This window comes from Mesonia sp. HuA40 (assembly GCF_008017835.1).
Taxonomy (GTDB): domain Bacteria; phylum Bacteroidota; class Bacteroidia; order Flavobacteriales; family Flavobacteriaceae; genus Mesonia.
Genome location: NZ_VRLT01000005.1, coordinates 94,204 through 109,334, shown reverse-complemented (window position 1 = coordinate 109,334; position 15,131 = coordinate 94,204). Strand labels below are relative to the sequence as shown.

14 protein-coding genes and 3 tRNA genes are annotated in these 15,131 nt (G+C 36.5%); 11 read left to right on the top strand and 6 right to left on the bottom strand.

The window, feature by feature from the left end; translation table 11 throughout:
- Window positions 1–142: 142 nt before the first annotated feature.
- Entirely contained in the window at window positions 143–1,675 is a 1,533-nt protein-coding gene (locus tag FT993_RS00660) for an OmpP1/FadL family transporter (RefSeq protein ID WP_147860611.1), read from the bottom strand.
- 11 nt (window positions 1,676–1,686) lie between these two features.
- Window positions 1,687–2,802 carry a hypothetical protein gene (locus FT993_RS00655; RefSeq protein WP_147860610.1) on the bottom strand — a complete coding sequence of 372 codons (1,116 nt, stop codon included), beginning with the start codon at window positions 2,800–2,802 and terminating at the stop codon, window positions 1,687–1,689.
- Window positions 2,803–2,902: 100 nt separating this feature from the next.
- Between FT993_RS00655 and proS the strand changes: the two genes are divergently transcribed.
- From proS to rpsT, 5 genes are all read left to right on the top strand, one after another.
- Window positions 2,903–4,381 carry a proline--tRNA ligase gene (gene proS / locus FT993_RS00650; protein ID WP_147860609.1) on the top strand — a complete coding sequence of 493 codons (1,479 nt, stop codon included), beginning with the start codon at window positions 2,903–2,905 and terminating at the stop codon, window positions 4,379–4,381.
- Between the two features lie 81 nt (window positions 4,382–4,462).
- Window positions 4,463–4,534, top strand: a tRNA-Glu gene (locus FT993_RS00645).
- A 45-nt stretch (window positions 4,535–4,579) separates the two neighbouring features.
- Window positions 4,580–4,651, top strand: a tRNA-Glu gene (locus FT993_RS00640).
- Between the two features lie 45 nt (window positions 4,652–4,696).
- A tRNA-Glu gene (locus FT993_RS00635) sits at window positions 4,697–4,768 on the top strand.
- A 31-nt stretch (window positions 4,769–4,799) separates the two neighbouring features.
- Window positions 4,800–5,048: a 30S ribosomal protein S20 gene (rpsT, locus tag FT993_RS00630; RefSeq protein ID WP_147860608.1), complete on the top strand. Its 249-nt coding sequence runs from the start codon at window positions 4,800–4,802 to the stop codon at window positions 5,046–5,048.
- A 153-nt stretch (window positions 5,049–5,201) separates the two neighbouring features.
- On the opposite strand, the gene rho is transcribed toward rpsT, so the two are convergent.
- Window positions 5,202–6,872 carry a transcription termination factor Rho gene (rho, locus tag FT993_RS00625; RefSeq protein WP_147860607.1) on the bottom strand — a complete coding sequence of 557 codons (1,671 nt, stop codon included), beginning with the start codon at window positions 6,870–6,872 and terminating at the stop codon, window positions 5,202–5,204.
- Window positions 6,873–7,100: 228 nt separating this feature from the next.
- On the opposite strand from rho, the gene FT993_RS00620 reads away from it, so the two are divergent.
- On the top strand, window positions 7,101–7,511 hold the full coding sequence (locus FT993_RS00620; protein WP_147860606.1) for a DUF4293 domain-containing protein: 411 nt from the start codon (window positions 7,101–7,103) through the stop codon (window positions 7,509–7,511).
- 56 nt (window positions 7,512–7,567) lie between these two features.
- Here the strand turns inward: FT993_RS00620 and FT993_RS00615 are convergent, their stop codons facing one another.
- Window positions 7,568–8,074 carry a metallophosphoesterase gene (locus FT993_RS00615; protein WP_147860605.1) on the bottom strand — a complete coding sequence of 169 codons (507 nt, stop codon included), beginning with the start codon at window positions 8,072–8,074 and terminating at the stop codon, window positions 7,568–7,570.
- Window positions 8,075–8,166: 92 nt separating this feature from the next.
- Between FT993_RS00615 and truA the strand changes: the two genes are divergently transcribed.
- Both truA and FT993_RS00605 read left to right on the top strand, forming a co-directional pair.
- The gene (gene truA / locus FT993_RS00610; RefSeq protein ID WP_147860604.1) at window positions 8,167–8,922 is read left to right on the top strand and encodes a tRNA pseudouridine(38-40) synthase TruA; all 756 of its coding nucleotides are present in this window, start codon (window positions 8,167–8,169) and stop codon (window positions 8,920–8,922) included.
- Window positions 8,912–10,675 carry an ABC transporter ATP-binding protein gene (locus FT993_RS00605; protein ID WP_147860603.1) on the top strand — a complete coding sequence of 588 codons (1,764 nt, stop codon included), beginning with the start codon at window positions 8,912–8,914 and terminating at the stop codon, window positions 10,673–10,675. Before truA ends, FT993_RS00605 begins: the two co-directional genes overlap by 11 nt.
- Before the next feature lie 22 nt (window positions 10,676–10,697).
- Here FT993_RS00605 and cdaA read toward each other — a convergent pair whose 3' ends face one another.
- On the bottom strand, window positions 10,698–11,474 hold the full coding sequence (gene cdaA / locus FT993_RS00600; RefSeq protein ID WP_147860710.1) for a diadenylate cyclase CdaA: 777 nt from the start codon (window positions 11,472–11,474) through the stop codon (window positions 10,698–10,700).
- A gap of 37 nt (window positions 11,475–11,511) precedes the next feature.
- On the bottom strand, window positions 11,512–12,336 hold the full coding sequence (folP, locus tag FT993_RS00595) for a dihydropteroate synthase (protein ID WP_147860602.1): 825 nt from the start codon (window positions 12,334–12,336) through the stop codon (window positions 11,512–11,514).
- 58 nt (window positions 12,337–12,394) lie between these two features.
- On the opposite strand from folP, the gene FT993_RS00590 reads away from it, so the two are divergent.
- Genes FT993_RS00590 through FT993_RS00580 form a run of 3 tightly spaced genes read left to right on the top strand, consistent with a single transcriptional unit; the run spans window position 12,395 to window position 15,126 of the window.
- A complete protein-coding gene (locus FT993_RS00590; protein ID WP_147860601.1) occupies window positions 12,395–12,946 on the top strand; it encodes a DUF1599 domain-containing protein in 552 nt (183 codons plus the stop codon).
- Between the two features lie 2 nt (window positions 12,947–12,948).
- Entirely contained in the window at window positions 12,949–14,046 is a 1,098-nt protein-coding gene (locus FT993_RS00585) for a BT_3928 family protein (protein ID WP_147860600.1), read from the top strand.
- Window positions 14,047–14,049: 3 nt separating this feature from the next.
- Window positions 14,050–15,126 carry an ABC transporter permease gene (locus tag FT993_RS00580; RefSeq protein ID WP_147860599.1) on the top strand — a complete coding sequence of 359 codons (1,077 nt, stop codon included), beginning with the start codon at window positions 14,050–14,052 and terminating at the stop codon, window positions 15,124–15,126.
- Window positions 15,127–15,131 lie beyond the last annotated feature (5 nt).

The window sequence follows — 15,131 nt, the reverse complement described above, 5'->3', positions numbered from 1 at the left end:
TAAACTAAAGCTTTATTAAGCAAGGCTTAAACATTATATTTTTTAACTTTATTTTGGGCTATGATTAAGTTTTGAGAAAGTTGTACCATAAGGCTTAGACTTGTAACATTATCTATAAAAAAAACAATGTCCAAATGGGCGCCTACATATCAAATATTAAGCTCATGATGTAGTTAGAATCATTTCTTTCAAGTTGAGCAGCATTGCTTAAGCCAGTTTTTAATAGGTTTTGCTGCATGTTTACCTGATAGTAACTGTAGGCAAAATCTATTTTTATTCGACCAAAATTATACCCTATACCGGCTGAAAATCCGTAAAGATCGTCTTGTAAATCCTTATTTTCATATGGAGATTGTTCATAGCGAGCTCCTGCACGTAAACTCCAATTTTTTAGCCGATGTTCTGCACCCATCCTTATGCTTGAGGCGGAAGTTAACCTGTTGCTTAAGCCTTTATTTTGTAGTTCGAAATTTTGGTTTTCTCTAGATCGCAATTTAATATTACCATAGTTTTTATAGCCGTAATCTAAACTGACCAGTGTTGAAGGTGCAAAAATCAAAGCTGCACTTGCTTTTATTTGACCTGGGGTTCTAAGTTTATAATTTGGAAAAACATTCACAATAAAAGGATTAGCCGTAGCATTACCAAATTCTTGACTTGAGGTGCTTAGATATTGGGTAGTTTCATCAGAAATTGTATACCAAGTAGGAGAGTCGTAACTCAATCCAAGTCGTAAAACCTCATTGACCTTAGCTATTCCACCTATTTGAAAAGAGAATCCTGAACCTACTGTACTCAGGTTGTTTTCGAAGTAAATTGAGGATAATCTGCTGCCAGTGTCGGGTCTTTCAAAATAGCTTGTAATGCGTTCATAATTAATAAAATGAGCATTTAGGTTAAGTCCTAAATAAAATCTGTTTTGCAAAGCTAAGGAGCCGTTTAAAGAGAATTTACCATTAAAGCCTGTACTTTGGTGGCTATAGGAATGATATGTATTGTTGGTGGTGGTATTTGAAATATATTGCGTGTTTTCTAAATCATTCGGATCTGCTGGATCAAAAAGATAAGTTTCGTAACCCAAGTAAGCTGTTTGCAGTTCGGAGTTGGTAACTCCAAGGTTGTTAAAGTTTGTTTCGCCTAAAAATTGGTATAGATCATCTAAAGATTCACCAGGCCGAGTAGTGAATAAATCAAGTGGAATACCATTGGCTAAATTTGTGAAGTAAGAACCAATTGACTCATTGCTTGTTCCGCGAACAAAAAAATTTTGTTCTAAATTTTTTTGTTGATCATAGGTAAGACCAAAACTAAATTTATTTATTGTGGCTTGAGAATTGTAATTTTCAAAAACATAGACAGCTCCAGCTTGAGGAATGTGAAATTCATTTTCTTTCGCAGCTCCATTTTCACCGGCAAAAGAAGAATTGTTTTTGAGATGCTGGTAACCAAAGGTGAACCCTGCGGTGTTGTGGAGAAAAATTGAGGATCCGGCAGGGTTTACTTGAAGCGCAGATAAATCACCACCTAATGCGCCAAAAGCTCCGCTCATGGCTGTAAAACGTGCGGTTCCTAAAACATCAGACTGTCCAAAATTTAGGGCCTCATTAATACTTTGAGCAGCACCTATTGTTGAGATAAATGCTGCTGTTATTAAGCTTATATATTTCTTTTTCATAAAGATATTTTTTATCTAGGTGAACGACGAGATGAACTACTGCTGCTTCTTGTTCCGCTACTTGACCGCGTAGATCTAGAAGATCTTGTAGTGCTCGAACTGCGCGTTGATCGACTAGGAGAATAAGTACGATTGCCTGAATTTGTAGACCTACGGTTTATAGAGTTCGAACTTCTAGTACTAGGACGTGCGCTTCGGTTGTAGTAACCACTTCTTCTACTGGATTGTGTAGCCGATGAATTTCTGTTTACGCCTCGATTGCTTTGGTAACGGCTATCACCTCTCGCATTAATGCCACGGGTGTTTTTTATGGTGGTTCTTGATTGACTTCTGCGAATGCTACTATTGCTACCTCTGTTTATACCGCTATTTGAATTTCTACGGTAGTTTTCTGAGGCATTTCTACGATAGCTATCACCGGCATTGCGTCTGTAATTGCTATTACGCGTGTTACGATAATTTCTAGTTGCATCGTGATAGGCTATGGAATGTCTATAATTATGATATGCAGGATGATAAGCTACGCCACCATAAAATGGATGATTCCAAGCGCCCCAGTAATGATAAGGATGACCCCATCCCCAAAATGCAGATCCCCATCCGAAACGAGGATTATGCCATCCCCATCCCCAATTGCCGTAAAAACCTCCATGCCAGGCACCGTAAAAAGGACCGTTCCAGATACCCCAAGGATGATAAAAGCCAGAAAACAAATAAGGGTTTCTATCAATAACGGTAATATTAACCTCGGTAGGATTAGATCCCCAACTAGCATTGTTGTAGGCATATTCCTCATCTTCGTAAATTACATCCCCCTGATTGTTGTCTTGATAATCACGCTGTGTAGAGTAATTATCAATATCAGTAAAAACTTCATTCTCTTGGTTTACTCCTTGAGCCATAGTGATTTGCTCACCTTGTTCTTTAAAGTAATTCTGATAGTAATCAGCCTTTTCATTTTGCCGCTGCTGTTGCGTAGCAGTAGATCGATTTACGTTTTGACTGTAGATGCCATCTTGAGGAATAGACGAATTCTGATACGTGCCACACGATATCAGTAAAAATAGCATCCCTACCCCAAGTGGCCAAGATGCGTATTTCGATATATTTATAGAATTAAGATGCATATCTTTTGTATTTTATTGTTGAACATTTCAAATTTAACTAGTTTTGCCTAAACTAAAAACTCATTAACAATAGCACAAGCATTGTGCCAAAGATATTTATATGGCAAATAAGCTAACCTCAAGAAGTACAGATTATTCAAAGTGGTATAATGAGCTTGTTGTACAAGCAGATCTAGCAGAAAACTCAGCTGTTAGAGGTTGTATGGTAATTAAGCCTTATGGGTATGCCATATGGGAAAAAATGCAAGCTCAATTAGATAAGCGTTTTAAAGAGACAGGGCATCAGAATGCTTATTTTCCTTTATTTGTACCGAAAAGTTTATTTGAAGCCGAGGAAAAAAACGCAGAGGGATTTGCAAAAGAGTGTGCGGTAGTAACGCACTATAGACTAAAAACAGACCCTAATGATGCATCAAGATTAATTGTAGATCCAGAGGCTAAACTAGAAGAGGAATTAGTGGTTAGGCCAACCTCCGAGGCTATTATTTGGAACACCTATAAAGGTTGGATACAATCTTACCGTGATTTACCTATTAAGATTAACCAATGGGCTAATGTGGTGCGATGGGAAATGCGTACACGTTTGTTTTTAAGAACAGCCGAATTTTTGTGGCAAGAGGGGCATACGGCTCATGAAACAAGAGAAGAGGCTTTATTTGAAACCAAACAAATGAATGAGGTGTATGCTGATTTTGTAGAAAATTTTATGGCAATTCCGGTTATTCAGGGTAAAAAGACCGAAAGTGAACGTTTTGCGGGTGCAGAAGAAACTTATTGTATTGAAGCCCTTATGCAAGATGGGAAGGCCCTTCAAGCTGGAACTTCACATTTTTTAGGTCAAAATTTTGCTAAAGCCTTTGATGTGAAATATGCTAGCAAAGAAGGTAAATTGGAACACGTTTGGGCCACAAGTTGGGGGGTGTCTACGCGATTAATGGGAGCCCTAATTATGACCCATAGCGATGATAAAGGACTTGTATTGCCGCCAAAATTAGCGCCTAACCAAGTGGTTATAGTTCCTATTTATAAAGGTGAAGAACAGTTGAAACAAATTAGCGAAAAGGCGCAAATAATTGCTCAAAATCTTAGAGAATCTGGTATTTCTGTGAAATTTGACGATCGAGATACACATAAACCAGGCTGGAAATTTGCTCAATATGAATTACAAGGGGTTCCTGTACGTTTGGCAATAGGACCAAAAGATTTAGAAAAAGGTACAGTAGAGTTGGCTAGACGCGACATCCTTACCAAAGAATTTATAAAACAAGATGAACTTGTAGAGAAAGTGAAAGCTTTAATGGTTGAAATTCAAGATAATCTATTTAATAAGGCACTTAACTACAGAAATGAACACATTTCTAAAGTTGAAGATTTTGATACGTTTAAGAAAGTATTAAAAGAGAAAGGTGGATTTATTTCAGCTCACTGGGATGGGACAACCGAAACGGAAGAGAGAATTAAAGAACTAACTAAGGCAACCATTCGTTGTATTCCTTTTGATGCTGAAAATGAATCAGGTAACTGCGTATTGACTGGTAAGCCGTCTAATCAGCGTGTTTTGTTTGCTAAGGCTTATTAAAAAAAGTTTAAAAAAAAATTGAAATTTTGTTTGGTGCATTTAAAATAAGTCTTATTTTTGCATCCGCATTCAAACAATAATGGTCCGTTCGTCTAGGGGTTAGGACGCCAGGTTTTCATCCTGGTAACAGGGGTTCGAATCCCCTACGGACTACAAAGTAACAAACAGTCGGTTTGTTTTTGAAATAAGTAAACTAATGGTCCGTTCGTCTAGGGGTTAGGACGCCAGGTTTTCATCCTGGTAACAGGGGTTCGAATCCCCTACGGACTACAAAGTAACAAACAGTCGGTTTGTTTTTGAAATAAGTAAACTAATGGTCCGTTCGTCTAGGGGTTAGGACGCCAGGTTTTCATCCTGGTAACAGGGGTTCGAATCCCCTACGGACTACAATTTAATTAATGAGATAAGAAATAGAGTTATGGCAAATCATAAGTCGGCATTAAAGAGAATACGTAGTAATGATGTGAAGCGTTTAAGAAATCGCTACCAGCATAAAACTACCCGTAATGCCATAAAGAAATTAAAAGCGGCTGATAAGGCGGAGGCAGAGAAGCTATATCCTTCTGTTGTTTCAATGATCGATAAATTAGCGAAGAAAAATGTAATTCACACTAATAAAGCAAGCAATTTAAAATCTAAATTAGCAAAGCACGTTGCTGCTCTGTAAGTTTTAGTTAGTGTTCAAAAATTTTGAAACCTTCCTTTTTTGGAAGGTTTTTTTTATTTTTAGCTAGAGCTGAAGTTTTTATAGCTTTTAGTAATAAAAAAAAACCGATTGGTAATATCAATCGGTTTTTATGTTGAGTGTCTTACGATCCTTCTATCCGTTCATCGAGATAAGAAATTCTTCATTGTTTAAACTGTTTCTTACTTTGTCGTTTATAAACTCCATGGCCTCTATAGGGTTCATATCTGCTAGATATTTTCTAAGTACCCACATACGTTGAATTGTGTTTTCATCGTGTAGCATATCATCTCTACGGGTACTTGAAGAGGTAAGGTCTATGGCTGGGAATATTCTACGGTTAGCAATTTTACGATCTAACTGAAGCTCCATATTACCCGTACCTTTAAATTCTTCAAAAATCACCTCGTCCATCTTAGAGCCTGTATCGGTTAAAGCAGTTGCGATAATAGATAAAGACCCGCCTTTTTCAATATTTCTGGCTGCACCAAAAAAGCGCTTAGGCTTGTGTAGGGCATTTGCATCTACACCACCACTTAATACTTTACCACTGGCTGGCTGTACGGTGTTGTAGGCTCGTGCCAATCGAGTAATTGAGTCAAGTAAAATTACTACGTCGTGCCCGCATTCAACCAAGCGTTTTGCCTTTTCTAGTACGATATTGGCAACGCGAACATGTTCGTGCGCTTCTTTGTCAAAGGTTGAAGCTACAACTTCACCATTTACGTGGCGTTGCATGTCTGTAACTTCTTCCGGGCGCTCATCGATTAATAATACAATTTGATAAACTTCTGGGTGGTTGGCAGCGATGGCATTTGCGATATCCTTCAATAACATCGTTTTACCGGTTTTGGGCTGCGAAACAATCATTCCTCTTTGTCCTTTTCCTATAGGAGAGAATAAATCGATGATGCGCGTTGATAAATTGCTTTCCCTCTCGGCTAGTTTAAACTTTTCTTGGGGAAAAAGAGGTGTTAAGTGTTCAAAAGATACACGGTCTCTCACCACTTGAGGGTCTAGACCATTTATTTTACTAATTTTGATTAAGGGAAAATACTTTTCACCTTCCTTGGGGGGTCTTATTTGTCCTAAAACAGTATCTCCAGTTTTTAACCCGAATAATTTAATCTGTGATTGAGAAACGTAAATATCGTCTGGAGATGACAGATAATTATAGTCTGATGAACGCAAAAATCCGTAGCCATCTTGCATAATATCTAAAACTCCTTCACTTTCTATGATGGCATCAAATTCATAATTAGGCTCACGGTATTTATTACGTTTATCCTTGTTGCCGTTTTGTGATTTGTTTTTATGTTGTTGTTCTTTTTTCTCTTGTGAACGCTCAGCTTGCCTTTTATTTTGGTCCTGCTTTGTGTGCTGGTTTTGTCTTTCCTTTTGAGCATTAGAGCGGCCAGAATTAGGTTTTGAGCTTTCGCTGGCTTTTTTTCCTTGATCAGAGTGTGAAGGATTCTTTTTATTTTGTTTAGAAGTTTGTTTTTGAGCTTTTTCTGATTTTTGGTCTTTTGCTCCTTCTTTAGGGTGAGATTTTTTTTGAGGCTTAGAGTGGTTTGTCGGTTTTTCTCTTTGACGAGCCTCTGCAATATTTTTTTCTTTAGGTTTTGCTTCTGGTTCTTCTTCGCTTAAAGCCTCTTTGGTTTTGTGCGGGTTTGCCGCTTGGTAATCTAAAATTTGATAAACTAAATCTAATTTTTTTAAGCGGTTGTACTTAGGTACATTGAGCGATTTGGCAATTTCTTTAAGCTCGGGTAGCTTTTTTGCTTTTAATTCTGATATTTCTAACATCTATTGAAAAAATATATTATTGAATGTTTTGTATTAAAACCAAAACCCAAATGTGAAAAACGGCGTTTTGGTAAAATGTATGTTTTTTTTGAAAAAATTATGAAGTTCTAAGTAACCTTGTTTGAAGTGATTACGCATAGATACTGCAATAATACAATTTTATTTTCTTTTTTAGGGTTTTCAAATACAATAAATATTATATTTTTGTATCCATATCAAAAAATAAAAATGATTCAACGCATTCAAAGTATTTATTTATTGCTGAGTTTGGTAATTAGTGTTTTGGCGTCATTTGTATTTAGCTTGTGGTTGAACCCCAATGCAAATCCAATTTATGCCACAGATCTACCTTATGTTTTAGCTGGACTTCTGTTGAGTGCCTTATTGGCATTAGTAAGTATCTTTTTATTTAAAAATAGAAAATTGCAGTTTGTTATGAACAGACTCAACATCATATTGAACTTTATTTTACTAGGATTTTTCGTGTACTGGTCTCTAATCGTACCTGGAGAGATGAATGTCTCAGAGAAAGGTATTGGGTTGTTTCTTCCTATCATTTCTATCGTTTTTTTAGTGTTGGCTAATAAAGCCATTAAAAAGGATGAAGCACTTGTAAAATCTGTAGACCGATTGCGATAAACCTAATATCTTAGTAGTATTAGTGCGTAAAAACCCAGTGATTTTCACTGGGTTTTTTATTTTAATTTTCCGCGTTGGCCCAGTTCAATAACTTCGAGTTTTTCAATTTTGTCTCCATTAATTTCAAAGCGAAGCATGGTGCGAACGGTATGAAAACCGTGAGTTCCGCAAGCACCGGGATTCATATGTAAAACGCGATTATTTTTATCATACATCACTTTTAAAATGTGCGAATGCCCACAAATAAAAAGCTGAGGTTGTTCGGCTTCAATTATTTGCTTTGTTCGGGCATTATATCTTTCTGGATAACCGCCTATATGAGTCATATATACTTTCACTTGTTCGCAGTCAAAAAACAAATCTAAAGGGAAATTACGCCGAGCTTTATCATCATCTATATTGCCATATACAGCCCTTAAAGGTTTTATACTGTTTAAAGTATCTGTTACATCTAAATTTCCAATATCGCCGGCGTGCCATATTTCATCCGCTTGACGGGCATAAGTAATTATGCGTTCATCAAGATGTGAATGGGTGTCACTTAAAAGGAGAATCTTTTTCAAAAAATACGAGGTTTTTAACAGGGTTTAATGTTTTAAGACCCATATGGTCTTTAGATTCTTGTATCTTTGCAAAGCAAAAATAGGTAAATAGTTTGAGGTATTTTATCGAATTGGCTTATAACGGTACGGCTTATTTTGGCTGGCAAAGGCAGCCGAATGTGATTAGCGTACAAGAAGTCTTAGAAGACAAACTGCAAATTGCTTTGCAAAATTATACGCCGGTTGTGGGTGCAGGTCGTACCGATGCTGGTGTGCACGCCAAGCAGTTGTTTGCTCATTTTGATTATGAAAAAAACTTAAACGCAACAGACTTCTGCTTCAAAATGAATACCCTGTTGCCTAAAGATATTGCGATTTCTCAACTTTTTGAGGTTCCCGATGGAGCACATGCGCGTTTTGATGCGACCGCGCGTAGCTATGAATATATGATTGATACGCAAAAGAATCCTTTTACAAATCAAGGAAGCTATTATGTGAAACGTAATTTAGATATAAAGAAAATGCAAGAGGCGGCCGATATTTTATTGGATTATACCGATTTTGAATCTTTTTCAAAAGTTAAGACAGATGTTTTTACTTTTGATTGCTCCATTATGCACGCTAGTTGGAAACAAGTCGGGCATCAACTTATTTTTAGTATACAGGCAAATCGGTTTTTGCGTAATATGGTACGAGCCATAGTAGGAACTTTATTAGAAGTGGGTAGTGGAAAGCGCGAACCGCAAGCAATGCACCAAATCATTCAATCTAAAAACAGGTCTAATGCTGGAGCTTCTGCGCCGGCTCGAGGTCTTTATTTAACGCAGGTTGATTATCCTGCACATATTTTTACAAACCATGGCAAATAAAACGGGCAACGCATTTGATTTTAGGTTGTTTAAGCGTTTACTCACGTATACTAATCCGTATAAAAAGACCTTTTACTTTGTAGCTTTTACAGCTATTTTGCTCTCCTTACTTGGGGTGGTTAACCCGTATTTAACCAAGATAGTCATTAATCAAAGCATAGTACCAAAAGATGCGAGTTTACTGGTTAACTTTATTATGCTAATGTTAGGAGCTTTAGTGTTAGAAGTGCTTACTCAGTTTGGATTTATTTACTTTGCGAATTGGCTTGGGCAGCAAGTTATAAGGGATATTCGAGTTAAATTGTTTGCTCATATGCTGCAGTTTAAAAAGCAATATTATGATCAATCTGCTGTAGGTAGGTTGGTTACCCGTGCTGTAAGCGATATTGAAACCATTGCAAGTATTTTTAGCCAGGGGCTTTTCATGATTATTAGCGATTTATTAAAAATGCTTGTGGTAGTTGGGTTTATGTTATATCAAAGCTGGAGGTTAAGCCTCTTGGTTTTTCTCATCTTACCGCTGATTATTTACGCTACACGTGTTTTTCAGAAAAAAATGAAAATAGCTTTTGAAGAGGTTAGAACACAGGTTTCTAATCTCAATACATTTGTACAAGAAAGGCTTACGGGAATGAAAATAGTGCAGATTTTTCATCGAGAGAAAGTAGAATATGCTCGTTTTAAAGCCATTAATGAGAAACATAAAAATGCTTGGATTAAAACAGTTTGGTACAATTCTATTTTTTTTCCTATCGCAGAAATGGCAACCTCAATAGCAATAGGATTAGTAGTTTGGTTTGGAGGCTTGAGGGTTGTAGCGGGCGAAGAATTAAATTTGGGTATAATTGTCATGTTTATCCAGCTTATACAAATGTTGTTTAGGCCTTTACGACAAATAGCCGATAAATTTAATACCCTGCAAATGGGAATGGTAGCCGCAAATAGGGTATTTGCGATTTTAGATACTAAGGCTATAATAAAAGATCAAGGGACTAAAATAGCAAAAAATCTTCAAGGAGATATTGAATTTAAACAAGTGAGCTTTGGTTACATACCTGATGAATTAGTGCTTAAAGGGATTGATTTGAAAGTGAAGGCAGGAGAAACGGTAGCTATTGTAGGTGCAACTGGTGCTGGCAAAAGTACTATCATAAATTTGTTAAGTAGGTTTTATGAAATTAATGGAGGGAGTATTAGCATAGATGGTATTGATATAAAAGAGTTTCAGCTAAAATCTTTACGGAACGAAATTGCCGTTGTTTTACAAGATGTTTTTCTTTTCGCCGATACGATTGAGAATAATATCACACTAGAAAACCCGAAGATAAGCTTAGAGGATGTTATTGCTGCAGCAAAAGAAATCGGCGTACACGATTTTATCAATACCTTACCAGGGAAGTATCAATATAATGTAAAAGAAAGAGGCACGATGTTGTCTAGCGGGCAACGGCAATTGATAGCATTTTTAAGGGCCTATGTAAGTAAACCAAGCATTTTGGTTTTAGATGAGGCTACCTCTAGCGTAGACAGTTATAGCGAACAATTGATTCAAGAGGCTACCGATAAGATTACCCAAGGAAGAACCTCAATAATAATAGCACACCGATTGGCAACCGTTAAAAAAGCAGATAAGATCATTGTCATGGATGCTGGTAAAATTGTTGAAATAGGAACACATCAACAATTGCTTCAAAAAGAAGAAGGCTATTACAAAAGCCTTTATGAAGTACAGTTTCTCGAATACGATTTATAATAGTTAATGAAATAGATGAAGTTTAAGAAAGGTCTTCTTCTAATTTTTTTTCTAGCTCCTCTAAATCATCGTATAAATCAAAACTTCCATCTTTGATATAGGAGGTATGTCCAGTTTCCTCACTAACCACTAAGGCAACAGCATCTGTCTTTTCGGTAATTCCAATAGCAGCTCGATGCCTTAACCCAAAACGCAACGGAATGTTTCTATCGTTAGAAACAGGTAAAATAACCCTTGTTGCTGTAATAGTATTGTCTTCGATAATCATAGCTCCGTCATGTAGAGGAGAGTTTGGATAAAAAATAGATTCTACAATAGGCTGGTTTACTTTAATGCGCATACTGTCTCCTGAACTTTTTATAAAATCTAAATTTGTATTTCTTTTAATAACAATAAGCGCACCGGTGTTGTTTTGACCCATTTTCTGGCAAGCCTTAATTATCGATTTGAAATCGGTTTCAAGTTGATTACCATTGTTTTTATTGAATTTAAACTGACGCAGAAAGTTGCGCTTACTTCCAAAATTGGTTGAGCCAACCATGAGTAAGAATTTTCTTATTTCTTGCTGAAAAACAACAATTAGAGCGAACATCCCAGCCCCAATAAACTGTCCTAATATGCTGCTTAGCATCTCCATTTGAAGTAATTGGGTTAATTTCCAGACAAGGTAAATAATTACAATTCCTATAAAAATATTAATGGCGGCACTGCCCTTGACCAAGCGATAAACATAATATAGTAGTATAGCTACTAATAAGATGTCTATAATGTCTAATATTCTGAGTTCTAAAAAACTAATGCTATCCAAAAAAAAATGATTTTCGTAAATTTATAAATTAATCTTTAAGTTGGTCTAGTAAAAGCACACATTCTTTGGCTTCTTTAACATCGTGAACCCGAAGAATTTGTGCTCCTTTTTGTAGTGCGAGTGTATGTAAGACTGTAGTTCCGTTTAAAGCGTCTTGTGCATTTGAGTTCAATAGCTTGTAAATCATTGATTTTCTTGAAACGCCAATTAATATTGGTGCTTGAAGTTGCTGCAAAAGAGCAAGTTCATTCAGCAAGATGTAATTTTGAGAAAGAGATTTAGCAAATCCGAATCCTGGGTCTATGATGATATCATTAAGACCAAGATCGCGAGCCTGCTGTATTTTTTTTGAAAAATAAAAAATAATTTCTTGTGTAAGGTTATAGTATTGGGTTAAGCTTTGCATGGTTTTTGGATTTCCGCGCATATGCATCATAATGTAAGGTACTTGTAATTTGGCTGCTGTTGATAACATAGCCTGGTCTAACTCTCCTGCAGAGATATCGTTAATAATTGCTGCTCCTGCGTCAATACTCTTTTCGGCGACCTCACTTCTAAAAGTGTCTATTGATATAAGTGTCTCGGGAAAATTTTCAAGAATAAGCTCTATCACTGGTAGCACTCGCTGGCACTCTTCCGTTACACTCACTTCTTTAGCGCCAGGGCGAGAGCTGTATCCGCCAAGGTCAATAAAATCGGCTCCTTCGCTAAGCATTTTTTCAGTTTGTTGAAGTATTTGTGCTTCAGATTTATATTGTCCACCATCATAAAAAGAATCGGGTGTTAGATTCAATATACCCATTATTTTAGGCGAACTCAAATCGATGAGGCTTCCTTTGCAATTAATTGTCATCTTAAAAATTGATTTTTATAATTATAAATGCGAAATTTACGCAAAATTCATCTTTTCTATGCAACAAACAGCGCAGCAATACGATGCCGTAATCCAAAAATGTAGAGCTCTTTTTAGTCAGAAAATGCAAGATTACTCCAGCGCTTGGCGTATTCTGCGATTACCTTCACTAACCGATCAAATATTTATTAAAGCACAACGCATTCGCGGATTGCAAGAGAATCAAGTGCAGAAAGTAGATGAAGGTGAAATTCCAGAATTTATAGGCATTATTAATTACAGCGTCATGGCTTTGATTCAGCTTAAAAAAGGTGTTGCGCAGCAACCTGACTTGTCATTAGAGCAAGCTCTAGAAGTTTATGACGAGCAAATTACAATAACCAAACAGTTAATGTTGAATAAAAACCACGATTATGGCGAAGCTTGGCGCGAAATGCGGGTAAGCTCTTTAACCGATTTGATTTTGCAAAAATTGTTGCGGGTAAAACAAATCGAAAATAACCAAGGCAAAACATTGGTTAGCGAAGGTATTGATGCTAATTATCAAGATATGGTGAATTATGCCGTATTTGCTCTTATTTTACTTAATTTCAATCAGCAAAAAAAATAATTATGAAAGCAGTTGTAAACTTTGCACGAATATTTGTAGGTGTGCTTTTTATCTTTAGTGGTTTGGTAAAACTTAATGACCCGGTGGGTTTTTCGTTTAAGCTACAAGATTATTTTGCAGCCAGCGTTCTTAATCTGCCCTTTTTAGTGCCATATGCATTGGCTTTGGCGGTTTTTATTGTAATTTTCGAGGTGCTTTTGGGTGTAAATTTACTACTCGGTTACCTAAAGAAATTTACTAGCTGGAGTATATTGCTAATGATTATTTTCTTTACATTTTTAACTTTTTATTCGGCCTACTTTAATAAGGTAACCGATTGCGGATGCTTTGGTGATGCGATACCCTTAACGCCCTGGGAGAGCTTTTATAAAGACGTTGTTTTAAGTGTACTTATTCTTATAATCTTCTTTAATCAAAAATATATACAACCTATTTTTAACCCAAATTCTCATAAATGGATATTTTTTGCGGCGTTTATAGGTTGTTTGGGCTTAGCTTATCACGTCTTAATGCATTTGCCGGTTGTAGATTTTAGAGCCTATAAAGAAGGGGTTAATATTCAAGAGGCCATGCGAGTTCCAGAAGGCGCTCCAGAAGCAATTTACGACTACCATTGGAAATTCAAAGTAGATGGTGAGGAAAAAATTTACACTACTCAAGGCAGTTACCCGCAGGTTGATGGAGAGTTTGTTGAGGTAGAAACCGAACTGGTAGCTGAAGGTTATGTGCCACCAATCCACGATTTTGCATTAGAAATAAACGGTAAAGATTTAACCGGCCAAATTTTAAATGAACCAAAGGTTTTAATTGTTAGCGCTTATAATTTATCTAAAACCGAACGTAAAGGTTGGGCAAAAATCAAACCAGTTCTCCAGCAAGCACAAGAAAAAGGTTATAAAGTAATAGCTTTATCGGCTTCTGGAGCGGCAGAATACCAAGAAATTAATAAAGATTTTCAACTAAACCTAGATTTTTATTTTGCCGATGAAACCACTATTAAAACTATTGTGCGTTCTAACCCAGGTTTGGTTCTGCTTCACGAAGGTACCATCAAACAAAAACTGCATTGGAATGATGCTCAAAAAATTGCATTAGATTAAATTTTGATAACATACATTGGTAAAAAGATAGTTTATGCAGCCTTGACCCTTTGGGGTGTAATAAGTGTTATTTTCTTATTGTTTCAAGTTTTACCCGGCGATCCCGCTCAAATGATGCTCGGTCAGAATGAAAGTGAAGAGCAATTGCAAATCATTCGAGAAAAATATGGCTTTGACCAAAGCTTAGTCGCACAATACGGGTATTATTTAAACGACTTGTCACCTATATCGGTGCACGCAAATAACAAGTCGCATTACACCGCTCTTAGTTCAGGAAAATATGATGCTATCGCTTTGTTCAAAACAAACTCTTTTACTTGTGTTGTCAAACAACCTTATCTACGAGAATCCTTTCAAAAAAACAATAAACAGGTTGGGCAGGTGATTGCCGAAACACTTCCCAATACAATAGTTTTAGCATTTTCGGCAATTAGTATTGCTTTGCTATTGGGTGTTTTTTTGGGCATTTTATCGGCCTTGAGAAAAGACTCTTGGTTAGATCAAAGTATTCAAGTGCTAAGTACGGTAGGTATGAGTGTCCCTTCATTTTTTAGTGCCATTATATTTGCTTGGCTGTTTGGGTTTGTTTTGCACAAGTACACTGGTCTTAATACCACAGGAAGTTTATATGAGTTAGATGATTTTGGCGAAGCCAATCAATTACAACTTAAAAATTTAATACTACCCGCTTTGGTTTTAGGCATTAGGCCATTGGCTGTAGTTATTCAATTAATGCGAAATTCTCTGCTCGATGTGCTGAGTCAAGATTATATTCGTACTGCCAAAGCCAAAGGTCTTAATACCTATCAAATAGTATGGAGGCACGCTTTAAAAAACGCTATGAATCCGGTTGTAACTGCCATTTCTGGCTGGTTTGCTTCAATGTTGGCAGGGGCAGTTTTTGTTGAGTATATCTTTGGGTGGAATGGTTTAGGAAAAGAAATTGTAGACGCACTAAACACCTTAGATTTGCCTATCATTATGGGCGCTGTTATTGTTATAGCATGTATGTTTATGCTTATCAATATTTTGGTAGATGTAATCTATGCCTATTTAGATCCAAAAATAAGAACGAATTAAATAAA

Bases quoted from the DNA above. Each gene is read 5' to 3' on its own strand.
- FT993_RS00590 (WP_147860601.1), top strand. From the start codon at position 12,395: ATGCAACAAACAGCGCAGCAATACGATGCCGTAATCCAAAAATGTAGA.
- folP (WP_147860602.1), bottom strand. From the start codon at position 12,336: ATGACAATTAATTGCAAAGGAAGCCTCATCGATTTGAGTTCGCCTAAA.
- FT993_RS00655 (WP_147860610.1), bottom strand. From the start codon at position 2,802: ATGCATCTTAATTCTATAAATATATCGAAATACGCATCTTGGCCACTT.
- rpsT (WP_147860608.1), top strand. From the start codon at position 4,800: ATGGCAAATCATAAGTCGGCATTAAAGAGAATACGTAGTAATGATGTG.
- FT993_RS00620 (WP_147860606.1), top strand. From the start codon at position 7,101: ATGATTCAACGCATTCAAAGTATTTATTTATTGCTGAGTTTGGTAATT.
- rho (WP_147860607.1), bottom strand. From the start codon at position 6,872: ATGTTAGAAATATCAGAATTAAAAGCAAAAAAGCTACCCGAGCTTAAA.
- FT993_RS00585 (WP_147860600.1), top strand. From the start codon at position 12,949: ATGAAAGCAGTTGTAAACTTTGCACGAATATTTGTAGGTGTGCTTTTT.
- FT993_RS00660 (WP_147860611.1), bottom strand. From the start codon at position 1,675: ATGAAAAAGAAATATATAAGCTTAATAACAGCAGCATTTATCTCAACA.
- proS (WP_147860609.1), top strand. From the start codon at position 2,903: ATGGCAAATAAGCTAACCTCAAGAAGTACAGATTATTCAAAGTGGTAT.
- FT993_RS00605 (WP_147860603.1), top strand. From the start codon at position 8,912: ATGGCAAATAAAACGGGCAACGCATTTGATTTTAGGTTGTTTAAGCGT.